The following is a 22,343-nucleotide window of genomic DNA, read 5'->3' on the forward strand; positions in this document are numbered from 1 at the left end:
TTTATACAGATTTAACACGTCTGCAAGATCTGGTCACTTTTGACTTTCTCTTGCAAAGATGTCAACCTTTTTTTCTTTGGAATGGGGAAAAAATCAACTTAAAGCGTTTTCCACTGCTTTTTTCCAACTCCCAAAAAACCTCTTTTTACAAGCGGCTGCAAAAAGAGCAGGATTAACCTCTCTGACCTTCGTACTCGTTAATGAAATTCCCTTTTCTTTTAACGACCTTATCCCTTGAATAATCTGCTCTTTTGACCACCTTTTTCGGTTACGAATCTTATCGTAATCCAAGCCTGCCTGTTCTATTGCCGAAGACCAACTACCAAATCTCCTTCGGGCAATAGCGATTAAAGAACTTGCATTCTTTTCCATTTGCTTAGAACTTAAGTCCGCACCCTCTTTATACAATCTTCTAATTTCTTCAAGAATATTTTCGTTTTTCCAAGATTTATATCTATAAATGTCCTGAGGTGCCAATCCAGCAGCTAGAAGTGCATTTTTCCAACTTCCAAAATAATTGGGCCGGATAGCCGCATAAACCATAGGCGCGTATTCTCCAAGCATCATGGATCGAAAAGAAAGATCAGTACCTTGGCGATAAAGCTGTTGAATCATCTGAATAATCTTTTCTTTCGACCAGGCCTTGTAACGACGGATTTCATCATAAGATAGACCAGCAGCTTCCACCGCTTTCCCCCAATTGCCAAAATATCGAACAGCAGCAGCAAGAAGTTCCTGATAATGCTTCCTCATGTAATGGGAAAAAAGAGGCTTACCTGCTTCATGCCATTTTTTGATTTCCTCGAGAACCACTGCCTCGGTCCATTCTTTATTTTTCTTTATAGTTTGGTCTATTGGTTGGGGTTTCATAGAATCACCTTTGAAAGATAAATATTTTAAATTTATATCGTTTGTCAAATAAATTTAATAAATTCAAGCTTTCCATAAGCTATTAATTTTCCAAAAGAATCATTAATTTTTTTACAATTAATTCTACCGTTATGCCTGACAAACATTGTAAGGGAGACTCTTTGTTTAAGCAATTTGCATGCCAACATGGGGAACAAGAAACATCGCTTTGAAGCACAAAGACTTTTCTCCCTATCGGACGAGATTCTGCCGCATCCGTAGGGCCAAACATCACAAGGGTCGGACATCCTAAAGCGGCTGCCAGATGAGCTGGGCCCGAATCCCCACTTATCATAGCTTTGGCATTGCCTAATAAAGCAATTAGCTTTCCTAAAGGAAGTTTTCCACGAAGGTCCGTGCAATTAGCTTCATTGACAGGAAACCATGGTCCTATCCCAACAAAAACAAAATGGAATTGAGGCAGCCGTAGGGTTAAGGCTTGATAGTTTCTCCAAGGCCAAATTTTGGAAGGCCACCGGGAGTAGGGATGAACGACTATATAGTCTTTTATATCTAAAATTGGCGGAAGCAACGGCAACTGAAAAGCATAAGGATCGGGTTGGATTCCTAAGTATCGCAAAAACTCTAGATATCTTTCTTGAGCTGGAGGAGGGGGAGGCATAATCCGCTCCTTATAAAAGAAAAGAGAGCCTTCCCTCCCATTCCATGGCCCTATCTTTCTTTTTGCTCCACTAAAACCACAGATAATACCACTTCGGAAAAGACCCTGGAGATCAAGAACCATATCATAACGCTCTTTTTGAAGCGTCCTAATCAGCTTGATAATCTGAACCAACGATTCTACCATCCCACAAGAGGAATAATGTGGGATAGTAAAGACACGAGATATGGAAGGTTGATATTCGAATAGCTCTCTATAATTATCATATGTGACCCAATCGATTTTTGCCGAAAGAAACTTTTTTAACAGCCCACTAGCTACTGGAAAACATTGAATAATATCTCCAAAGGAACTTAATTTGATGATTAAAATTTTCATTTCTTTAGTCCTAAGAGGATCGCTAAATACCTAAATCCATTTTCAAATACCCCACCGGAGTCTTTCGGCCAATTGGATGGGTAGTTTTGCATTTTTAATTTTTAGCGCAGACTTTTCAATATCATAGGCTACTCTGTAGAGGGTTGCCTCATAACTTTCAGTTTCATAAACAACAAAAGCGGCCCTTGGATCCCCATCTCTTGGTTGTCCAACACTTCCAACATTAAGTAGAAATCGGAAATTTTCTTTGAGAAATAGCCTTTTGAACCGAAACTGAAAAACAGAATGATCATTTTGTACAAAGAGAGCTACAATATGGGTATGTCCCAAAAATCCTATACGGAATGAAGTCGCTCGAAAATTTTCTTCTGCTTCTTCATTAGACAAAACATATTGCCAGCTAGTAGGAGAACGAAAATTAGAATGGACAGCCATAAGATCTTCATTTTGCCAAATCAAGGGAAGAGAAGCTAAACATTGCTTTTCTTCTTTAGACAAAATCGACCGGGTAAAATGTATGGCTTCCAGAGCGATAGGATTCAGTTGATTTGCAATCGCTTCTGGGATTTGAGGCAAAGAACAGTAATAATCGTGGTTTCCCATGAGAATGATCTCAGCCTGTTCTCTTATCTTTTGTAAGCATCGAGAAGGTTCGGCCCCATAGCCTACCACATCCCCAAGACATATTATTTTATCTACTTGTATTTTGGCAATTTCTTCCAGAACCGATTCCAAAGCCTCTAGATTCCCATGAATGTCACTTAAAAAAGCGATTTTCATTTTCCAATCTAATAAATTTTCTCGAAATACGAAACCGTTGATAAGTTTTTCTTTTTGTCTAACATTATTCTTGACTATAGATAGTCTATTTTATTACTAGAGTTAATTCTATGCGTATTTTTCCCTCTATCATTGAGACAATTGGAAGGACGCCTTTGGTTCGATTAAATAAAATGACCCAAGGACTGGAGGCACAAGTAGCTATTAAATGTGAATTTTTCAATCCTTTGAGTAGTGTCAAAGACCGCATTGGTATAGCAATGATCAATCAGGCGGAAAGAGAAGGGAAAATAGACGCTAAGACAACGATCATTGAACCGACTTCTGGGAACACTGGAATTGCATTGGCCTTCGTAGCGGCTGCCAAAGGTTATCCTCTTATTTTAACCATGCCCGAAAGCATGAGTATAGAACGAAGAACTCTTCTAGCCCTCCTTGGTGCTCGTCTGATATTGACTCCAGCTCAACAAGGTATGCGTGGGGCGGTCGAGAAAGCAATAGAAATTGCATCGAAAACCGAAAATAGCTGGATCCCTCAACAATTTGACAATCCCGCTAATCCTGAAATCCATCGGAGGACCACAGCCGAAGAAATCTGGAATGATACAGAGGGAAAAGTAGATATTTTTGTTGCTGGTGTGGGAACTGGAGGCACGATTACAGGAGTGAGTGAGGTAATAAAGAAAAGAAAATCATCGTTTTATTCTGTTGCCGTTGAACCAGCTGCCTCCCCCGTCATTTCTCAGACTCTTAGAGGGGAACCTCTAAAGCCTGGTCCCCATAAAATTCAAGGGATAGGAGCAGGTTTTGTCCCTAAAAATCTGAATCTTAAGATAATTGATGAAGTCTTTACAGTAACTGATCAAGAGGCAATCACTACGGCTCAACGGCTTGCTTCCGAAGAAGGCATTCTAGCAGGTATTTCTTCTGGAGCTACTGTTTTTGCCGCCATCGAAATTGCTAAGCGCAAAGAAAATAAAGGGAAATTGATTGTAGCTATCGCAGCCAGCACAGGAGAAAGATATTTAAGTACTGCCCTTGCAGAGCAGGCTAAAAAATTTGCAGGTGGTATTATCTAAATTTTTTATCTTTTCCCTTGACTTGTTATACTTTTAAAATATGTTTTAGTACAAATCAAATATTACAAATCTGATTCTTACCTTTTCTTAATGTACCAAAATAACGGAAGTTATTTTCAATAATTTCTTATTTACTTTCTCAACTTTTCACTAATTCTAAGCGTATCAATATTAAGCAATGGATAACAACGATTCTGCTCTCAAACTTTATTTAAGGGAAATAAGCCAGATTCCACTACTGACAAAAGAAAAAGAAGTGGAATTGGCTAAAAGAATACAACAAGGGGATCAAGAGGCAAGACGGCAAATGATTCAGGCCAACCTCCGGTTGGTCGTGAAGATAGCACATGACTATGCCAATAGTGGGTTGCCTCTACCAGACCTTATTTCCGAAGGCAACATTGGACTAATGAAAGCGGTCGATCGCTTCGACCCCTCAAAGGGAGGGAAGCTGAGCACTTATGCTGCATGGTGGATCAAGCAGTCCATCAAACGGGCTCTAGCCAATCAAAGTAAAACAATTCGCCTTCCAGTCCATCTTGTTGATAAAATCGCTAAGATGAGAAGGGTAGCCATGCAGCTGTCGGAAGTTCTTGGAAGGGATCCAACAGATGAAGAATTAGCTGAGGAACTTGGCATGTCTACAACCAAAGTTGCTGAGTTAAGGACGATTGCTATCAGACCCGCTTCTCTCGATGCCACGGTAGGAGAAGAAGAGGATGGTACATCCTTGGGAGAACTAGTTAAGGATGAATCAGCAACGAGTCCCGACCAATCTGTTCTTGACCAAAATCTTAAGAATACTATTCTCGAATTGCTGCCTAAGCTCGATGAAAGGGAAAGAAAAATATTAAGTCTTAGATTTGGGCTAGAAGGCAATGAACAAATGACTTTGGAAGAGATCGGAAAAGAATTTCATGTAACTAGGGAAAGAATTCGTCAACTCCAAAATATTGCTTTACGAAAAATTCGAAAAGAGCTAGAAAAACAAGAAAAAGGGAAAAACCGTCTTACGAATAAACAATCCTTAAAAAAATAGTAGAAATAAAGGGAAAATACTCTTTTTCACATGACCTATGTTTTAAGTAGCTCTATCGAAAGGCTTAAGGAAAAAATTCGAAATATCCCCAATTTTCCCCGTCAGGGAGTACAATTCAAAGATATAACCCCTGCAATCGGTGAGGGACAATTCTTTAGATTGATAATGACAATCTTTATTTCTCGTTATCAAAAGAAAAAAATTGATAAAATTGCTGCAATCGATGCCCGAGGATTTATTTTTGCAGGAGCTTTGGCTCATTCTTTGGGAGTTGGGATTATTCCCATCCGAAAAAAGGGAAAATTACCCTATAAAACTTATGAATTGCCTTATAAAAGCGAATATGGGGAAGAAATTTTAACAATACATCAAGACGCCATAACCAAGGGAGAAAGTATCTTAATTATAGATGATGTGTTGGCAACTGGTAATACAGCGCTTACTGCAGCTTTGCTTATCGAAAAGTGTGGTGGGAATCTAATGGAATTAGGATTTCTTGCTGAGCTGTGTGATTTAAAAGGGAGAGAAAAGCTTTTCCCATTTCCTTGTTATTCTATTCTTCAGTTCTAGTGATACTCCCCTATTGCTAAAGGGGATGGGTATTCTCCCTCTTTTAAAAAAATTGAAACCCATCTCTGTTCCTAAAAACATTCTTGGGTCTTGATTACGCCTGATTCGAGTTCGTTCTTTTCGTTCTGGTTTTGGACCGAAATGACTCGAGATTACCAATTCCGTTTCGTTCTCCGGAAAAGCGGCGTGGTATTGACGAACCTGAGGCGGAGGGTCCACCGGCGCTCCAACAAGTCGCGATGGCAATTACTCCCGTTTCGCGTCTACCCGCTGTGGTTATCCGATGGCTGGAGTCTGTCATCCCGGAACAGCCCATCTCGTCGGGTTCCCAATCGTGCGCTTTCCCGTTCCTGCAGGAAAACCTCTCCAAAAGAATCGCATCCAGCCGGTTTCGCGGCGACCACGACAATATTCTCCCAATCTCCGATCCTTTCCTTGAGGTGGTATGCGCCAACCCAATCCGCACGGCTCTCGTACCCGCAATGCAGGTACGCAAACCTGTCTCCGGATCGGTTCTTTGGATGGACATAGCCGCACTTCGAACAAAGTCAGAGGGTTATAGGCCGGGTTGACCTTTTCTTGAGGGGAACCTCCCGCAGGCGCCAGCGATTCGATTCGATCCCGAAGCATCCCTGTCTGCATCTGGATGATATGCCGAGAAAGCTCCTTGCTTGGAGAAAGACCCCGAAAGTCGAGGATCTCTGGTGCGATCGCCAAGGGCTTTTGCAATACGAGAAACCGGCGCAGGCTCATGTTCAGTTACCGCTCTATTTCCACCTGCGCCTCGCGCATCAGCTTTCGGCACTTTTTGTTGTCCAGGTTATTCCTGCGGATCCGCTTGGCCTTGGACAAGTCCTTGGCGTTCCGCCGGATAGCATAAAAGCTGCCCCGCTTCTCCCCCTTCTCCTTGTGGATGCAAGACAACCGGACGAGCAGCTCGCCGAAGCCTTTCCCATACTGCTTCCCATGATTGTCGGTAAGGACTTCGGAAAGACCGGCGTCGCTGCCGCCAGCATCGCCTACCGCTTCGGGATCTTCACTGCCTATGAATAATGGATCTCCGTACGCCTCTCGTTCAGAGCAAGGCGCATCGTCTGGCAGAACGCTGCGTCCAAAAAGCAAATCGCTTCTCAGTTCCCATCCATCCTTCCATGCGGCGGATCTTCAGACCGATCGCTGCCGAGGAGGCGAACCACCACTTCTCATCCGTTTCGTAAGCATCCTTGAGCGCCTGTTTCCACATCTGATCCTACAAGACGTTCGGACTGGAGGAGTCTTCTGCCACTAGCTGGTCCCGCTCTCCGCGTTCGCTAGAGGTTTCTGTTAAGCGGTTCAAGCCGGAGAAATAGATAAGAAAACGCTCCTTCTCAGCTACGTAGCGAAGGCAAGAGATCCGTAAGAAGCTTGTGCTTCTTCCGGTTGAGCGGCAGGCTCTCCTCTAGGGATCGTTCGCCACATCGTCTTTTCCGGCCTCATCGGCTTTCCCCACCTTGGCCTCTGGTCTTTTCTTTTGTATTTGCGCAAACCGTAAAGAAAGGGGAGTTGGGAAAGCAGGGAATGATTGAAAAGAGTTCTTTGAGCACCTCTTCCTACAGAGAGAGAGTCGGCGTTCATGACGGGGATATTGGTTCCATGAGATAAGCAAAACTTCTAGGGACCACTCGAAACCGAACCAGACTAGCAGGTCCTTGAGAGCCACCATGACCATCGGAGATCTCTCCCCATTCCTCCATTTCCATCAGACATGAGGAAATTCTTTCTCTTGTAGTTTAGTCCGCAGCTTTCAATACCCCAGCCGTTCGGCCACCGTTTTACCCTAAGCCAAACATAACCTTTCTAGCGTTTTCCGCTGATTCTTTAGATCCTCCTTTTGCCCGGCTCTGGAGACTTTTGTATACGCCCTGTGCGGCGCTCTCGTTGCTTTTTATCCAATCATCTACAGTTAGTCCTCGTGAGTATCACCGATGTGTCGGAGTCCGTTTGGCCGACACCTCCCCTTCCCGACGCCTTTCGCTACTGCCTATTGATACTCCGACCGATCAGCAGATCAAACTTCTTCAGCGCATATAAGTTCGCCATGCCTGTTTATAACTGGATTGGCATGGCAAAACCAATAATTATTCATTACTCTTTAGTCTTTCTAACTATTAGATATATTGCAGTTTTTTGGCTGCTTTTCTCTTATAGGCACCATATCAAAAGAACCGGTTCTTTCTGTCCTTTAAATGCCTCTTCTTGCTTTATTCTTCTGGAAGGTCTTCCTTGTTTTTTTTCCTAGCCATGCAAATTCCTCTTTTTGTCTTCCGAATAAAGTCCACAAGTTTTTGAATTTCATTACACTTCGAAACTTTTTCAATTTTCTCCAGGGCCTGGGAAACATTATATCCGCTAAAGTAAAGAATCTTGTAAGCCTCTTCGATTTTTCTTCTTATTTCTTCCGTAATCCCTGCCCTTTTCAATCCTACTCTATTAATACCTGAAACTTCGTTCGTATCGACAGCCATAAAATAAGGAGGAAGATCTTTCCCAATCCGGGTCTGACCACGAATCATCGTAAGCTCCCCTATTCTAACGTGTTGATGTATAACCGCTGCTCCACCTAAAAACGCTCTTTTTTCAACATGAACATAGCCAGCAAGGAGAACGTTATTGACTAAAACAACCTGATCTTCCACCAAACAGTTATGTGCTACATGGCTTCCAGCCATGAGAAAACAATGATTACCAATTTTTGTAACAGACGATTCGGCCGAACCACGATGGATAGTCACATATTCTCGAATGATATTATCATCCCCAATAATAACCGAAGAAAATCCTCCTTTAAACGACACGTCCTGAGGCTCAGCCCCGATGACAGCGCCAAAACCAATCTGATTTCTTTTTCCAATCTGACTATTCCCTGTTATTACTGCATGGGCCCGAATTTCAGAACCATCACCAATAGAACAGCCCGCTTCCACAATAGCCCATGGACCAATAGAAACATCTTTCCCAATTTCAGCCTTGGAACTAACAATTGCCGTTGGATGTATCATATAAAAATTTTCTCCCCTTGCTCGCTCCTAGGGCAATCTTAAAAAGAAGAAAAAATATATTAAAATGAGTTTTTTTTCTTATTGTATCCTTTTCATATTGCCATTTTCATGTCCCTCATGATCATTAGCTTCATGGCCATTGGATAAAAGATTAAATGGTTCGAAGGAAGAAACAAAAGAAAGGGGAATCCATCCATTAACTAAAATCCCTTCAGGCTGATAATCGGTCTCGACTCCAAAGCCCACCTGATGAAATTTAGCAACCATGTCCATCCTATCGACAGGCAACTTTAAAGAGAGATATCGACGCTTTGTTTTCAACCACTGCTCAATTTTAAGCAAAAGCTTTTCACATCCCTCTCCCGTTGCCGCAGAAATAGGTACACTACCTGGATATTCTTGGATTCTTCTTTTAATGAGTCCATTGGACTTCACTAAATCGATTTTATTCCAGACCAGAATTGTTGGTTTGTCTAAGGCTCCAAGCTGTTCCAAAACTTTATTAACTTCTTCAATCTGATTTTCAGATAAAGGATGGGAAATATCTACCAGATGAATTAACAAATCGGCCTCTTTGACTTCTTCTAAGGTTGCCTTAAAAGATTCAACTAAATGAAAAGGTAACTTTTGAATGAAACCAACCGTATCAGACAGAAATATTTTTTGACCGCCTGAGGCTTCAAACAGTCTAATGGTCGGATCGAGGGTAGCAAAAAGCTTATTTTCAACAAGGACTTTCGAATTGGTTAGAAGATTAAAAAGGGTGGATTTCCCCGCATTAGTGTATCCAACAAGACAAGCCGTTGGCCATGAAGACTTTTGTCGGCAACTTCGTTGGATAAATCGAGTTTTCTTTACCTCCTCGAGCTCTTTTTTTAATCTATGAATTTTTTCCTGGATACGCCGGCGATCAACCTCAAGTTGAGTTTCTCCAGGACCTCGCGTCCCAATTCCTCCAGTCTGTCGAGAGAGATGTGTCCACAACCGTGTTAGCCTAGGAAGCAGATAGAGAAGTTGGGCAAGTTCAATTTGGAGTTTACCTTCCCGTGTCTTTGCTCTCTGTGCAAAGATATCTAAAATAAGTTGGGTTCGATCCAGCACCTTACAACCGAAAAGAGAACTCAAATTACGGCATTGAATAGGAGATAGATCGTCATTAAAAAGAACAAAAGAAACCTTTTTTTCTTTACAAATTTCAGCAATCTCTTTTGCTTTCCCTTTCCCAATATAAAAAGGAGCTGTTGGAGAAGAGAGCCGCTGGACAATTCTTTCAATAATACATCCACCCGCCGAAATGGCTAATTCTTCCAACTCTTCAAAAGCTTCTTCAAAATTCTTCTCTCCTTTATCTAATCCGACAAGGATACCTATTTCTTTTTTCTCCTCCTCGACTAAAGATATCATGCTCGCTAGCTCAAAAATCTCTTTTTTCTCTTCCTCCTATAAGACAAAATTAACCTTTTTATTTATTTACGAATAAAAAAATTTATTTTTTCAATATAACTTTTAATAAATGAACACTCTTCCTGTTCATTTTTCAACAAACAGTAACTTAAAGAATTTTCCCTTTTGAACCAAGTTTTTTGTCTTTTTCCATAGGCACAATGCTCTTTTAATATATCCTCCATCAATTTTACTTTATTTTTTTCTTTTTGCAGCAAATACTGGCCAATTTGCCTATAACCAATGGCCTGGCAACTTTCGATTGCCCCAATACCCCCTTCTTCAAGTAGCATGCATGTTTCCTTTTCCCATCCCGCTTCAAACATACTTTGGATTCTATTCCTTAAGCGTATTTCTAATTCTGGCTTAGGACGATCAATCCAAAAGGCTAATGCAGGAACCACCAACGGAAAGGTTGTTTTTTTTTGCCATTCAATAATAGAGATGCCACTACATTTTTTAACTTCTATGGCTCGAATCACTCTCCTTGGATTGGAACAGTCGATAGCAGATGCGGCTAAAGGATCGATCTGTATTAAAAGCTCTATTAGTTTTTTCCTATCTAATTTTTCTAATGACTTTCTCAACAGAGCATCCGCTGCAGGTGCCGCACAAAGTCCCCTAGTCATCGCCCGGAAATAAAGACCACAGCCGCCAACTACTAAGATAGCCCGATTTTGTTGCAGTTCTTTGGATAAATACTCTTTAGCCCATTGGATAAAAAGAAAGACATTAAAAGACTCTTTCCAATCTACAAGATCTATACCCCCATACCTATACCGAATTCTCTCATGTAGAGAAGGTTTTGCTGTTCCTATGTCAAGTTTCTTATAGACTTGCATTGAATCAATAGACAAAAGGGACACCCCCGTTGCTTCAGCAATCCTATGAGCGATTGCTGTTTTCCCAGTTGATGTCGCACCAACCAAAAAAAAAATTGGTGCCTGTTCCAAGGCCATAGGAAGGCAGTTCTTTGAAAAATCTAAATTCATCATTTCAAATCAATGTTCACCCAGATCTTTCTCTCTCTATTCCCTCGTATCGTTACTAAAAAAATGAGGCTGTTCTATTTTTCAACCCACTTCTTATTCTTAGACGAAAAAAGGAAAAAAAACTTATGGATTACAAACATTTTTCTGTAAAACTTACCGCCACAGAGAGTGGAAATTACCATCTAAATGCCCAGTTCCATCCCTTTTGGAACAACAAAAAAACAATACTTCTAGATCAAGATTTCCTCAATTGGAAAGAAATTATCACTGGCGCCCGCTCTCTTTACGAGACAGTATCGAATCTTTTTAGTTGGGCCAAAGAACTTTACGATTCTTTTCGTATCCAAGACTTATCCAAAAAAACTTATGCTTGTGATACAGAGAAAGAAAAATCTCAGGCAATAGATAAAAACCTTTCCACTAAAGAGACAGAAGCAACCACTCACAAAGATCTTAACCGCTCGTCCCATAAAACATCCAAGGAAAGATTTCAAGAGCCAGATTCGAAACAGAAAATCTCTGCTACTTCAGAAAAAGCAAAAGCTACGATTTCCGAAGCTAAAAAGAAAGCCCAATCAAAAAAGCAATTGAAAAGTTCTTCATCAAAAGAGGATTTTGTAAAAGCAGCTCTTTTTTCTCCTTTGACAAAACATATTCTGAAGGCATGTATGGAACTGGGTCGAACCCTCCTAAAAGAAAACAACAGTGTGATAAAAACAGAAGATCAAAAGAACCGATTTGAAAAGAAAAACTCTTCTCTAAAAAACGACAAAGAAAAGGAAAAATGGTCTATTTGGATTGGATTTTCAATGTCTGATACAAAACAAGGTTCTACTCCTAAACGAAGAGAAACCCTCTCTCTCTAATGAGTTCTAAGGGAAAGTATTTTTCCACTATCTATGGAATCCACCACCCCCGTGGAATCCACCCCCGCCATGAAACCCACCTCCATGAGGTCCACCACCATGGAAGCCGCCAGGAACTCCTCTACCCCCAGGATACCCATGAAAACGTGCTCCCCCATAAAAAGGAGCATGACCATATCCTCTCATAGCGGGTGAAGCCCAGTTTCTAGTGGGAAGCCCCTGATGGAACTGAGATCCCCCAAGTCTAGCATTAGCCATGGAAGAGGGAGATGAATGAACGGCTGGAGAATTAAAAGATGTTCCGCCTCCATGTCCCAGTAAAGAACTTCTAGGGTTAATCGCCCTTTGAGTAAAAGTATGAGGGGAAGCCCCATAAGATTGAGCAGAAAAATTCCTTGACCAATTGTTATGACTTAGAGGGGACATTCCATTAAAAGAATGAGTTCCCCAAGTTCCAAAATTCCTTGTTGTGTTGAACATATTCCGATTAATAATCGTATTGTTATTAACAATAGTCGTCCTGTTAAACGAACTAACAGAATACCAGGGCATTCCCCACCAGGGCCTTCCAAAGAAGAATCCAAGAGAAATTCCAGGGATAAAAGGATAACCTATTCCAATTCCTAATCCCCAACCCCCTCCCCAAAATCCTAATCCAATCCCAGCACCCCACCCCCAGCCTACCCACGGATACCATAGTGGAGCCCACCAATAAGGACCTAAAAACCAAGGAGAATAAGCCCAATAGGGAGGATACCAATAAGGATAATAGGGGGGAGGATAATAGGAAGAGCCGACAGCTCCCGTATATCCTCTGAAAGTAGATGGATTCGAAGCATTATTATCAGATCTATTGCTTTCTTCTTTATTAGAATTTTCTCCTCTTCTTCCCTGACTAATTGCCTTTTGAACCATTGGAATTTGAGCTTCTACAAACTGAGCAAACTGGTCTGCTCCATCTGCACTGCTTGCAAGTTGTTCCAGTTTCAAAGCTTGAGGAACGGTAATCAGATCATCTGGATTGATATGCAAACGAGAAGCAATTTCATTTTGTTTGGATTTTATTTGCTCGATGGTTCTTCTTATGGATTGAGCATAGTTTCTGGAATTTGCAGCAGCCATTTGCAACTGCATAATGGTCGCTTCGCTAGCGTGCGAAGGATCCGCAAGAAGTCCTTGGACTTGACTCATCCTTCCTTGTTGCTCTGAGTCAGAAGGTAAAGTTGACAAACCAGAAGAAAAAGCAGCACTAAATTCTTTTTTTGCTTTTTGTAATTGGTGCTCATGATAGGCTTGAGAGAAGGAAAAGTATGACATCAAAAGAACAACTATTCCCCCAAGCACACTCCCAATTTTTGTTAACATATAGACATCCTTATTTAGTATTTATAGAAAATTAAGATTATAAGTTCAAAAGGTCAATAGAGAGCTATAAATATGGCTAGATAGTCAATTTTCCCTTTTGTCAAAAAAAGTTGAACTACTCTGGATCAACGATGACTGCTCGTCCTAACAAAACCCTTTTCGTAAGTCTTTTTATATGCCTTTTACTTGTCCTTTTTTCTCTTTTTCTTTTGTATTTTATAGATAAGATCGAGAGAATGTTTCCCAAAAAATTTCCTAAACAACAAAAAATTACTGTTGTCGTACCTACTCCAACCTCTTGTGAAGGGTATATGAGATTTTTTGAAAGAATCGGAGATGGAGGACAATGGACCCCTGAGTCGGATTTTATTCCCATTCTTATTGGCAAAAATGGTTTGTCCTGGGGTAGAGGATTGCACGACGCACAGGTAGGAGAACAAAAAAAAGAGGGAGATGGGAAGACACCAGCTGGTATTTTTAATTTGGGATTAATCATGGGCGTTGCTGAAGAGCTACCTTTAGGGGCCAGCTGGCCTTTATACCATAAAAAAAGCCCTCTAGATGCTTGGATCGAAGATCCCACCTTATCTCATTATAACCATCTTGTCACTATTTCTGAAGCTTCTTCTCCTCCAATATGGTTTGAAAAGCAACGCCTTCGCATCGAAGATCCACATTTGGAATGGATGGTCTTTATAGAACATAACTATCCAGATGCTATCCCAGGCTTTGGAAGTGCTGTTTTCCTCCACGAAAGATATGGAGAACATACCCCTACTTCTGGTTGTGTCGCAATGGAAAAGGAAAGATTAATCGAATTAATTCGATGGATATCCTATAACGCCAAGCCTAAAATTGTAATCCTCTCTATTCCTGATTATACTAGGCTTCAAATCCCGTGGGACCTCCCCCCTTTGTATCAAGCCTATCCAGAGGCTTTCCTAATTGTGAATCAAAACAAACCTTGAGCTGATTTACAAAAGTCTTTACAACTAATACTTTGAATATTTTCCCTACCTATTTCCAAAGAACCGCTCTTATTTATTCTTACTGATTGGTAAGTGGTGATTAGAAAGTTGATACTCATGCCTTCCTGGATGAGAGAAACTCTAATTTTATTTTTATTATCTGTCATGATCCTGCCAGAATGCCACTGGAATATCATCAATAGACGTCACGCAAGTATCGTTTGGTAGAGCGAAGATTTTGGACATATTCTTGAGCTTTTTCTTTGGAAAGCCCTCCCGCCGTCTCACAAATCCTATGAATAGCTGCATCAACATCTTTTGCCATCCTATGGGCATCACCGCATACATACACGTAGGCCCCCTCCTGCAACCAACCCCAAAAGTCTTGCGCATTCTCTAACATCCGATGCTGAACATAAATTTTATAAGACTGATCGCGTGAAAAAGCAGTATCGAGCCGAGTCAATACACCCTTCTTTAAAAAATCTTCCAGTTCCTCCTGATAAAAGAAATCTGTGGAACGATGTTGTTCTCCAAAGAAAAGCCAATTTTTCCCTTTCGCCTCTATAGCCATCCTCTCCTGAAGAAAAGCCCTAAAAGGAGCAATCCCTGTTCCTGGTCCTATCATAATCATAGGAGCGTCTGGATCAGAGGGAATACGAAAATTGGGATTAGAACGAATAAAGATAGGAATGGGGACCTTGGGGGAGGCTTCAGCCAGAAAATTAGAACAAATCCCCCTTCTCCACCGTCCATGCTGAATATACCTCACCACTACCACCGTAAGGTGAACTTCCATTTCATACAGCTTTGGACTGCAGGCAATAGAATAATATCGGGGAGAAAGGGATCTTAGATTTTTAACAAGTTCAAGAGCTCCAATCCCCTTCTTTGGAAAGTCATCAAGGATAGAATTGATTTCGTAATGCCGATATAACGCTTCTCGCAATGGAACATTTTCTCCACTTGGCGTGGGAACAATCTCTTCTCCCGTATACCCTAAGGTTTCGATGATTTCCTGAACAAGCACTGGCCAATTCGTTGGGAAAACGCCCACGGCATCTCCTGGAAGATAACTCAAATCAGAGCCTTCCAAAGACAACTCCAGATGCCGCGTCTCTTTCTCAGAACCCATCAATGTTAATCGCCTGTTTTCTAACACTCTCGAAGGAAAAGGATTTTGTTTATTAAAAGGGGGTTGTGGAACTAAAACTTTTTTGGAGGTCAAAGGAACACTCACTTTTTGACCTTCCCCCTTTATTTCCACGCTAAGAGCCTGCTCACTCTGATCTGAAATCTGTAAAGAACGTGGCAAAATTTCCAAAACACTATCTATCCATTTGGAAGCCGACTCTTCATAATCTACATCACAATCAATCCTTGGGTAGATCCTTTTGGCTCCAAGCTCTTCCAATCTTTTATCCACATTTTTCCCAGCTTGACAAAAATCTGGATAAGCAGAATCTCCCAATGCCAAAAGAGCATATTGAAGATTTTCTAATCTAGGAGCCTCTGAAGAAGACAAATACTCCCAAAATTCTCTCGCGTTATCTGGAGGTTCCCCTTCCCCAAAAGTACTTATAAAGAAAATAGCATAGGATTCTTTAGTTAAATCAACGCTTTTGAAATCAGCTAGATCGATGACCGATACGGGAAACTTTACAGACTGCAACTTCCGCCCCATTCGCTTTGCCAGCTCTTCGGCGTTGCCCGTTTGACTCCCAAAAAATATTTTGATGGTTAAATGATTAGCCCCAGAAGACACTCCTTCCTTTTGTCGCTCTGCTTGAGGAAAAGAGAGTAAATTAAAGATGAATTCTTCTGCCCATTGTCGCGCTATTGGGGAAATTGGTGCCCATTTGGGAATAGAAGGAAAGGGTCTTCCAGCCTCGGCATATTCCATTATGCCAGCTAAGAAACCGCTAATCCATGCTTTCTCTACCAAGGATAGTGGAGCAGTCTCAGGAAGCTTTTGTATGTTCTCTTTTGGTACCAATTCTAAGGAACCCTCCATTTATGTTTTGAAACTACTTATTACAAAAAACCGAAACCAAAAAGTTTCTATATTCCAAGTATAATTCAAGAAAAAAAACCATTTTTTTAAATTTCTTTTTAAAATATTTTGGTTTGGAAGCCTGCGAGGGATAGAGACAATTGGCTTCAAAGAGTTTTAAACAGAGCCAAAAGCATAGCAACAGAACCAATATTAACCATAGAAAGAGGAAGAAAAATCTTCCACCCCAGGTTCATGAGTTGATCATACCGGAAGCGAGGAAGAGTCCATCGAATCCAAATAAATAGGAACAAAAATACAAGAATTTTTAATAAAAACACCAACGCCTGAATTAACAGCGCACCAATACTCATTCCCTTTGTCAATAACCCAAAAGGCAGACTCCAGCCACCAAAAAATAGTGTAATAATCAAAGCACTTGCCGCCACCATTGCAGCATATTCCCCCAAAAAGAACATACCGAATTTCATCCCTCCATATTCTGTATTATATCCAGCCACTAGCTCCTGTTCACTTTCAGGTAAATCAAATGGCGCTCGATTCGTCTCAGCAAACAAAGCTACCAAAAAGATCAGAAAAGAGATAAAAAGAAAGGGCCACATTGCAAAGAGTTTCCAATCCAAATGTTGCGCAAAAAAAGGAATCATCAACCAACCGTGTTCTATCTGAAATTTAACGATATCCGAAAAATTCAAACTTCCTGTCAGAAGAAATACAGGTATGACGGAAAACCCTAGTGCTACTTCATAGGAAATCATCTGGGCAGTAGATCGTATGCCTCCAAGGAAAGCATATTTTGAATTGGAAGCCCATCCAGCAAGGACAATCCCATAAACACTCAAAGAACTAATAGCAAATGCCCATAAGACGCCAGCTCCTGCATTGATAATGACTCCAGGCTGAGGTACAACGATCTTCAAAGAAGAGATCGTCACCGGATCTACCGATGCAAAGGGGATAAGACCAATGATTAATAAAGGAGGGACAATGACAAAAAAAGGAGCGAGGGTGTAATAAAACCTTTTTACAACTCCAGGAACAAATTGTTCCTTAAGCATAAGTTTAAAGGCATCGGCAATTGGTTGGCCTAATCCCCAAAATCGTCCTTTGAGAAAAGGAAGTCCTACGCGGTTTGGTCCCACTCTATCTTGAATGGCAGCGCATATTTTCCTTTCGGCTAAAACAGTATAAGCAACAATGCCTAAAAGAACCCCAACAACGACGGCAATCTTAATCAATGTGCTAATAATAAAAACAGTCAAAGAACCATCCATTACTAAACTCTCTTTCTTATAGAATTGATCGGTTTTTTAACTTTTGACTCAGATCTATCCCTAAATCTCCTACTGTATTCCAAGAAATGCTTTCAAATAAGTCGATTTCTTTGGACATGACATCAAAAACATCACTAATTTTTTCAAAGACCCTCCCCTTCATTCCAACCAAAAGGAGCAGATCTCGTAAAATTCTCCAATCCTCTCTAGCTCTTCCTGGGCAAAGAATAGCTTTATGCAGTTTCTGTAGTCTACCGGCAATATTGATCATCGTTCCGCTTTTTTCAGCAAAACTTGCTCCTGCCAATAGAACATTTGCCTTATGCACTGCAGGCCCCGGAATCAGCCCTTGCCAAACATAAAAAGAAAGGGAAGAAAGAATATCCTCCTGAATGCCAACTTCTTCCGGATTTTCATGAATAGCAAAAAGACATTTGATTTCTTTAGCTCGAATCTTATTTTTTAATTCTTCAATCCTCGTCCCTTCCTTTCCAATGCCAATACCTATAGCTCCTTTAGTATTAGGATTGAGATCAGCACTTCTAAGGAGTCCATCCGCAACGCCTTTTCTTTGAACAAATTCTGAAAATATTTCTGTCCCCTTTCCTAATGTCTCCATGAGCTTCTTTACAAGGTAAAGTTCTTCACAAGTAAGCCTTGCAGAGACCAGAAAAGCGATTTCTGAGGGAGAAAATTCCATAAGCTTTTGAGCAACAGTGCGTAAGGCCTCTGGCCATTCAAGAGGAAACAACGATCCATTCAGATGAGAAGCAGGCTCAGTCACTCTTTTTTTGCTATGAATATAATGGAAGCCAAGTCTTCCTTGGTCACACATCCAATGAGAGTTTACTTCCTCATTTACCCGTGGTGTCAGCCGGTAGACAATGTTTTCTCTACTGCTTATGATAATATTGCATCCCGTAGCGCAATCCGTACAGATACTTTTAGCTTCCCTCAGAAACCAAACTCTCATTTTGAAACGAAAATCCTTACTCGTCAAAGCACCTACAGGACATATATCCACCGTATTCAGTGAATAATTACTATCAAAGACCTTCCCTGGATAAACTGTTAATGTAGAATAGCTGCCACGATTCACAAATCCTATCACATCTTGCTTGGCAATCTCTCTTGCAAAACGAATACATCTAGAACACAAAATGCATCTTTCATCATCAAGAATAATCCTTGGCCCAAAGTCAACCCGCTTGGGTTTCTTTACTTTTTCTTCTACAAACCGACTCCTTCCCTTCCCAAAATCATATGCATATTCCTGCAACCGACATTCTCCTGCCTGATCGCATATGGGACAGTCTAAGGGATGATTGATAAGAAGAAATTCCATCACTCCCTCTTGGCAATCTTTAACGAGTTTCGAGTTGGTCCTAATAGCCATTCCTTCCGTGGCTTGAGTGGCACAGGCAATCTGCGGCCTAGGCAACCAATTAATCACAGGCATTCCTTCAGCATCAACAACAGGCTTCCGATTTGCATCTAGCTTCGGCATGCCCATTTCGAAAAGGCACATTCGACAGTTGCCCGCAATGGAAAGTTTAGGATGATAGCAATAGTGAGGAATAAACTTGCCAAATCGTTTAGCCACTTCAATAACATTTAACCCTTTGGGGACTTTAACCCATTGTCCATCGAGCTGAACATTTACAAGAGGAGTCTCTAAGGGGGGCAAGTCATGATTAAAAGGATTTTTGATTAAAGCACTCATATCCGATACACCGTTGGCTTTGTTATAATCAATTTAAGCAGTCCTATTTGTCAGGGGTTCAAGAATTTCCAAAGAAGACTCTTTTCTTTGCTTCGCATCAAACTCTTCTCCAAACATCTCTACAAAACTTTGCACAGGCCAAGCACAAGCCTCTCCAAAGGCACAAATGGTTCTACCAGCAATATGATTAGCTACTTCAAGAAGTAATTTACTATCTTCAGGCCTTCCCCCACCAGTACAGATTCTATCAAGCATCTTCTTCATCCAAAGTGAGCCTTCCCTACATGGCGTACATTGGCCACAGGATTCATGGGCGTAAAACTCAGCAATGTTCCGCAAGCATTCAACCATATCCCGTGTATGATCCATTACTATTATTCCCCCTGATCCTGACATAGAGCCAGTAGCAGCAACTGTATCGAAATCTAATGGGATATCCTCTAGCCCCATCTCAACCACCTCTGTCGATCCATCCTCTTTTTTTCTAGGAATCTTGTATTTTATATCCGCTCGTAAAACTTTTGCAGACGACCCACCAGGAATTACTGCTTTGAGCTTGTTGCCATTTCTAATGCCGCCACAGATCTCATAGAGAAGTTCTCCAAAAGTGATGGCACCACAAGGATATTCATAGTAACCAGGCTTATTAACGTCTCCACTTACACACCATATTCGAGTGCCAGTATTATTTGGGGTGCCTATTCGAGCATATTCAGCCCCTCCCATCTCCACAATATGCTTTACATGACAGAGTGTCTCCACATTATTGACGATGGTTGGGCACATATACAAGCCTAGTACCGCTGGAAAATAAGGGGGTTTGATTCTTGGATACGCCCTTTTTCCCTCTAAGGATTCTATCAAACCGGTTTCTTCACCACAGATATAGGCTCCAGCTCCACGAAAAACATAAATTTCTAGATCATACCCACTGCCTAGAATGTTCTTCCCTAAAAAGTTTCTCTCTCTTGCTTCTGCCAAGGCCTTTTCAAGAATTTCAGCACCTTTTGCAAATTCTCCCCTAATATAGATATAAGCTAAATGGGCTCGATTGGCATAGGCACTGATGACCATGCCCTCGATCAGCTGATGCGGATCTTTATAAATAATCTGTTTATCCTTAAATGTTCCTGGTTCAGATTCATCCGCATTGCAAAGTAAATAGACTGGTTTTGTGTTTTTTTCATGATTAATGAAGCCCCACTTTACTCCCGTCGGGAAACCTGCCCCACCTCTGCCTCGTAAGCCTGATATCTTGACTTCTTGAATGATCTGGTCAGGTGCCATGGCAAGAGCCTTTTTCAAAACTTGATATCCCCCATGCCTCAGATAGCAATCTATATCGACAGTATAACCAGGCTCATCGGCATGCTTAAGTATCAGTCTATATTCAGCTTTAGGCATGCGTTTATAACTCCTCTTTTCTCTTTTCCCTCATTAAATGATCGAGTATCGCATTAATTTTAGTTTGACTCACATCCATCCATTCTTCTTCGTTAAGCATCATCACCGGGGCGTTTCCACAGGCTGCTAAGCATTCAACAAATTCTACAGAAAACTTTCCATCCTCACTTACATAAACATGATGCCCAACTTCATTAACGGTTTTGCAACTTTTTTTGATATATTCAAAAATTTCGTAGCTTCCAGCCAAAGCACAGGAAAGTGTCCTGCAAACTTTAAATTGATAATGCCCAAGGGGCCTTTGACGAATCATTGGATAAAAAGTCGCAATTTCCTCTACCGCTATTGGTTCTAAACCCAACTTCTCCGCAATCCACTGGACCCCTTGCGGCGAAACAAATCCAAAATGCTTTTGCCATAAGTGTAGCAAAGGCAAGGAAGCGCTTCTTTTAGAAACCGGATATTGACTAATGATCCTTTCAGCTTCTTCAAGAAAACTTTCTTCTAACTGAGGAACATCTTTTTCTGTCGCGTTCATTTTTCAATGCCTTACTAATACAACTAATACTAAACATGCTTCTTTTTTTCTGAAAAATCGGGCAGACTCCCCTTCACCTATCACACTCTCCCATGACAAAATCCAAACTCCCCAAAATAGCTACCACATCGCTTAAAAGATGCCCTGGAAGAATTTTAGGCAATATACTTAAATTAACAAAGGATGGAGACCGAATTTTTAACCGGTAAGGCACCCCTCCGCCTTTACTTACAATATAAAAGCCTAGCTCTCCCTTTGGATTTTCTCCTCCAAAATATACTTCCCCAACAGGTGCATTCACTCCCTGAGTCGCAATAATAAAATGCTGAATCAGCTCTTCCATTTTCGTCAAAACATCAGCTTTTTTAGGCAGATACCCCCTGGGCTCATCCACAGCAATTGGCCCCATGGGGATATCCGATAAGGCTTGTTCTAGAATCCTGCAACTTTGCCTCATTTCTTCAATTCTCACCATATATCTATCAAAACAATCTCCCACACTCCCCAAAGGCACCTCAAAATCATATTTTTCATATCCAAGATAGGGATTCTTTTTCCTTAGATCATGATTGACCCCACTGCCTCTTAGATTCGGACCAGTCAAGCCATAATCAATAGCGTCTTCTTTGGAAATGACCCCAATGTTTTGAGTCCGATCAACAAAAATTTTGTTCTTAGTTAAAAGGCCTTCTATCTCGTCCACTTTAGGTAAGAACTGTTTAACGAACTCTTTTACTTTTTCAGGCCATCCTGGAGGCAAATCCCTGCTTAACCCACCAATTCTTGTATAGGTTGTTGTAAATCTAGCTCCCGTAAGCTCTTCAATCAAAGTATAGATCTTTTCTCGTTCTGTAAAAGTATAGAGAAAGACAGAAACAGCTCCACAATCCATCGCATAAGCCCCAAGCCCCATCAAATGAGAAGAAATTCTAGCAATTTCAGCACATATCACACGAATAACCTGTGCTCTAGGAGGAATTTCCCAACCTAAAAGCTTTTCCACCGCGCAAGCATAGACCACATTATTGGCTAAAGGAGCAAGATAGTCGAGCCTATCGGTATAAGGCACAAATTGGGTATAGTGCATATTTTCGGCTATCTTTTCATCCCCTCGATGCAAATAGCCAACTTCAGGAATAGCTTTGGTGATAACCTCGCCATCTAATTCAAGAATAAGTTGGAAAACACCATGCGTACTTGGATGAGAAGGACCCATGTTTAACACGAGTCTTTCTCCTTCAGGCGCACCGGAAATTTCTTCTGCACTTCTGAGAAGCTCTCCTACATCGGGAACTTCCATGCGGACTTCTCTTGTTAGATGTTCAGCCATATGGTTCTTTT

The 22,343-nt window shown here is 41.2% G+C and carries 21 protein-coding genes; 6 read left to right on the forward strand and 15 right to left on the reverse strand.

The genetic code is table 11. The annotated features are described in order from the left end of the window. Positions 1-93: 93 nt before the first annotated feature. The 3 genes from QOL44_RS09890 to QOL44_RS09900 form a co-directional block, all read right to left on the reverse strand. Positions 94-870, reverse strand: coding sequence for a homing endonuclease associated repeat-containing protein (locus QOL44_RS09890; RefSeq protein ID WP_009058268.1), 777 nt, complete (start codon positions 868-870; stop codon positions 94-96). An 82-nt stretch (positions 871-952) separates the two neighbouring features. Next, on the reverse strand, positions 953-1,909 hold the full coding sequence (locus tag QOL44_RS09895; RefSeq protein WP_009058267.1) for a glycosyltransferase family 9 protein: 957 nt from the start codon (positions 1,907-1,909) through the stop codon (positions 953-955). 42 nt (positions 1,910-1,951) lie between these two features. Next, on the reverse strand, positions 1,952-2,689 hold the full coding sequence (locus QOL44_RS09900) for a metallophosphoesterase family protein (protein WP_009058266.1): 738 nt from the start codon (positions 2,687-2,689) through the stop codon (positions 1,952-1,954). 110 nt (positions 2,690-2,799) lie between these two features. On the opposite strand from QOL44_RS09900, the gene cysK reads away from it, so the two are divergent. The 3 genes from cysK to QOL44_RS09915 all read left to right on the forward strand — a co-directional run bounded on the left by cysK (position 2,800) and on the right by QOL44_RS09915 (position 5,377). Continuing rightward, positions 2,800-3,768: a cysteine synthase A gene (gene cysK, locus QOL44_RS09905; RefSeq protein WP_009058265.1), complete on the forward strand. Its 969-nt coding sequence runs from the start codon at positions 2,800-2,802 to the stop codon at positions 3,766-3,768. 178 nt (positions 3,769-3,946) lie between these two features. Next, positions 3,947-4,807, forward strand: a complete 861-nt coding sequence (locus QOL44_RS09910; protein WP_009058264.1) for a sigma-70 family RNA polymerase sigma factor — start codon at positions 3,947-3,949, stop codon at positions 4,805-4,807. 30 nt (positions 4,808-4,837) lie between these two features. Further along, positions 4,838-5,377 carry an adenine phosphoribosyltransferase gene (locus tag QOL44_RS09915; RefSeq protein WP_009058263.1) on the forward strand — a complete coding sequence of 180 codons (540 nt, stop codon included), beginning with the start codon at positions 4,838-4,840 and terminating at the stop codon, positions 5,375-5,377. A gap of 297 nt (positions 5,378-5,674) precedes the next feature. Here QOL44_RS09915 and QOL44_RS09920 read toward each other — a convergent pair whose 3' ends face one another. Beyond that, positions 5,675-6,094: a hypothetical protein gene (locus QOL44_RS09920; protein ID WP_166791612.1), complete on the reverse strand. Its 420-nt coding sequence runs from the start codon at positions 6,092-6,094 to the stop codon at positions 5,675-5,677. A 6-nt stretch (positions 6,095-6,100) separates the two neighbouring features. On the opposite strand from QOL44_RS09920, the gene QOL44_RS09925 reads away from it, so the two are divergent. Then, positions 6,101-6,430, forward strand: a complete 330-nt coding sequence (locus tag QOL44_RS09925; protein ID WP_166791611.1) for a hypothetical protein — start codon at positions 6,101-6,103, stop codon at positions 6,428-6,430. Between the two features lie 318 nt (positions 6,431-6,748). Here the strand turns inward: QOL44_RS09925 and QOL44_RS09930 are convergent, their stop codons facing one another. The 4 genes from QOL44_RS09930 to miaA form a co-directional block, all read right to left on the reverse strand. Continuing rightward, on the reverse strand, positions 6,749-6,991 hold the full coding sequence (locus QOL44_RS09930) for a hypothetical protein (RefSeq protein ID WP_045086478.1): 243 nt from the start codon (positions 6,989-6,991) through the stop codon (positions 6,749-6,751). Positions 6,992-7,617: 626 nt separating this feature from the next. Further along, entirely contained in the window at positions 7,618-8,415 is a 798-nt protein-coding gene (lpxA, locus tag QOL44_RS09935) for an acyl-ACP--UDP-N-acetylglucosamine O-acyltransferase (protein WP_009058256.1), read from the reverse strand. 78 nt (positions 8,416-8,493) lie between these two features. Beyond that, positions 8,494-9,819, reverse strand: a complete 1,326-nt coding sequence (hflX, locus tag QOL44_RS09940) for a GTPase HflX (RefSeq protein WP_009058254.1) — start codon at positions 9,817-9,819, stop codon at positions 8,494-8,496. A 62-nt stretch (positions 9,820-9,881) separates the two neighbouring features. Then, entirely contained in the window at positions 9,882-10,817 is a 936-nt protein-coding gene (gene miaA / locus QOL44_RS09945; protein ID WP_009058253.1) for a tRNA (adenosine(37)-N6)-dimethylallyltransferase MiaA, read from the reverse strand. 158 nt (positions 10,818-10,975) lie between these two features. On the opposite strand from miaA, the gene QOL44_RS09950 reads away from it, so the two are divergent. Next, positions 10,976-11,716 (forward strand): hypothetical protein, encoded by a 741-nt coding sequence (locus tag QOL44_RS09950; RefSeq protein WP_009058252.1) that lies wholly within the window; start codon positions 10,976-10,978, stop codon positions 11,714-11,716. 27 nt (positions 11,717-11,743) lie between these two features. Here QOL44_RS09950 and QOL44_RS09955 read toward each other — a convergent pair whose 3' ends face one another. Beyond that, the gene (locus QOL44_RS09955) at positions 11,744-13,081 is read right to left on the reverse strand and encodes a hypothetical protein (protein ID WP_009058251.1); all 1,338 of its coding nucleotides are present in this window, start codon (positions 13,079-13,081) and stop codon (positions 11,744-11,746) included. A gap of 131 nt (positions 13,082-13,212) precedes the next feature. Between QOL44_RS09955 and QOL44_RS09960 the strand changes: the two genes are divergently transcribed. Further along, a complete protein-coding gene (locus QOL44_RS09960) occupies positions 13,213-14,049 on the forward strand; it encodes a L,D-transpeptidase family protein (RefSeq protein WP_009058250.1) in 837 nt (278 codons plus the stop codon). A gap of 196 nt (positions 14,050-14,245) precedes the next feature. Here QOL44_RS09960 and QOL44_RS09965 read toward each other — a convergent pair whose 3' ends face one another. The 6 genes from QOL44_RS09965 to nuoD all read right to left on the reverse strand — a co-directional run bounded on the left by QOL44_RS09965 (position 14,246) and on the right by nuoD (position 22,332). Further along, positions 14,246-16,063, reverse strand: a complete 1,818-nt coding sequence (locus tag QOL44_RS09965; protein ID WP_009058248.1) for a diflavin oxidoreductase — start codon at positions 16,061-16,063, stop codon at positions 14,246-14,248. 146 nt (positions 16,064-16,209) lie between these two features. Next, positions 16,210-17,337, reverse strand: coding sequence for a complex I subunit 1/NuoH family protein (locus QOL44_RS09970; RefSeq protein WP_009058247.1), 1,128 nt, complete (start codon positions 17,335-17,337; stop codon positions 16,210-16,212). Positions 17,338-17,353: 16 nt separating this feature from the next. Next, on the reverse strand, positions 17,354-19,060 hold the full coding sequence (locus tag QOL44_RS09975) for a molybdopterin-dependent oxidoreductase (RefSeq protein WP_009058246.1): 1,707 nt from the start codon (positions 19,058-19,060) through the stop codon (positions 17,354-17,356). Positions 19,061-19,093: 33 nt separating this feature from the next. Then, entirely contained in the window at positions 19,094-20,464 is a 1,371-nt protein-coding gene (gene nuoF / locus QOL44_RS09980; RefSeq protein WP_009058245.1) for an NADH-quinone oxidoreductase subunit NuoF, read from the reverse strand. Between the two features lie 4 nt (positions 20,465-20,468). After that, complete coding sequence (locus QOL44_RS09985; protein ID WP_009058244.1) at positions 20,469-21,002, reverse strand: NADH-quinone oxidoreductase subunit NuoE family protein; 534 nt, start codon at positions 21,000-21,002, stop codon at positions 20,469-20,471. Positions 21,003-21,075: 73 nt separating this feature from the next. Beyond that, entirely contained in the window at positions 21,076-22,332 is a 1,257-nt protein-coding gene (gene nuoD / locus QOL44_RS09990; RefSeq protein WP_009058242.1) for an NADH dehydrogenase (quinone) subunit D, read from the reverse strand. Positions 22,333-22,343 lie beyond the last annotated feature (11 nt).

Source organism: Candidatus Methylacidiphilum fumarolicum (genome assembly GCF_949774925.1).
GTDB classification, from domain to species: domain Bacteria; phylum Verrucomicrobiota; class Verrucomicrobiia; order Methylacidiphilales; family Methylacidiphilaceae; genus Methylacidiphilum; species Methylacidiphilum fumarolicum.

Coding starts and splice junctions, on each gene's coding strand:
- QOL44_RS09930 (WP_045086478.1), bottom strand. CDS start 6,991: ATGAACGCCGACTCTCTCTCTGTAGGAAGAGGTGCTCAAAGAACTCTT.
- QOL44_RS09890 (WP_009058268.1), bottom strand. CDS start 870: ATGAAACCCCAACCAATAGACCAAACTATAAAGAAAAATAAAGAATGG.
- nuoD (WP_009058242.1), bottom strand. CDS start 22,332: ATGGCTGAACATCTAACAAGAGAAGTCCGCATGGAAGTTCCCGATGTA.
- QOL44_RS09950 (WP_009058252.1), top strand. CDS start 10,976: ATGGATTACAAACATTTTTCTGTAAAACTTACCGCCACAGAGAGTGGA.
- QOL44_RS09960 (WP_009058250.1), top strand. CDS start 13,213: ATGACTGCTCGTCCTAACAAAACCCTTTTCGTAAGTCTTTTTATATGC.
- QOL44_RS09910 (WP_009058264.1), top strand. CDS start 3,947: ATGGATAACAACGATTCTGCTCTCAAACTTTATTTAAGGGAAATAAGC.
- QOL44_RS09985 (WP_009058244.1), bottom strand. CDS start 21,002: ATGAACGCGACAGAAAAAGATGTTCCTCAGTTAGAAGAAAGTTTTCTT.
- miaA (WP_009058253.1), bottom strand. CDS start 10,817: ATGGCCTTGGAACAGGCACCAATTTTTTTTTTGGTTGGTGCGACATCA.
- hflX (WP_009058254.1), bottom strand. CDS start 9,819: ATGATATCTTTAGTCGAGGAGGAGAAAAAAGAAATAGGTATCCTTGTC.
- nuoF (WP_009058245.1), bottom strand. CDS start 20,464: ATGCCTAAAGCTGAATATAGACTGATACTTAAGCATGCCGATGAGCCT.
- QOL44_RS09895 (WP_009058267.1), bottom strand. CDS start 1,909: ATGAAAATTTTAATCATCAAATTAAGTTCCTTTGGAGATATTATTCAA.
- QOL44_RS09900 (WP_009058266.1), bottom strand. CDS start 2,689: ATGAAAATCGCTTTTTTAAGTGACATTCATGGGAATCTAGAGGCTTTG.
- QOL44_RS09915 (WP_009058263.1), top strand. CDS start 4,838: ATGACCTATGTTTTAAGTAGCTCTATCGAAAGGCTTAAGGAAAAAATT.
- lpxA (WP_009058256.1), bottom strand. CDS start 8,415: ATGATACATCCAACGGCAATTGTTAGTTCCAAGGCTGAAATTGGGAAA.
- QOL44_RS09970 (WP_009058247.1), bottom strand. CDS start 17,337: ATGGATGGTTCTTTGACTGTTTTTATTATTAGCACATTGATTAAGATT.
- QOL44_RS09965 (WP_009058248.1), bottom strand. CDS start 16,063: ATGGAGGGTTCCTTAGAATTGGTACCAAAAGAGAACATACAAAAGCTT.
- cysK (WP_009058265.1), top strand. CDS start 2,800: ATGCGTATTTTTCCCTCTATCATTGAGACAATTGGAAGGACGCCTTTG.
- QOL44_RS09975 (WP_009058246.1), bottom strand. CDS start 19,060: ATGAGTGCTTTAATCAAAAATCCTTTTAATCATGACTTGCCCCCCTTA.
- QOL44_RS09955 (WP_009058251.1), bottom strand. CDS start 13,081: ATGTTAACAAAAATTGGGAGTGTGCTTGGGGGAATAGTTGTTCTTTTG.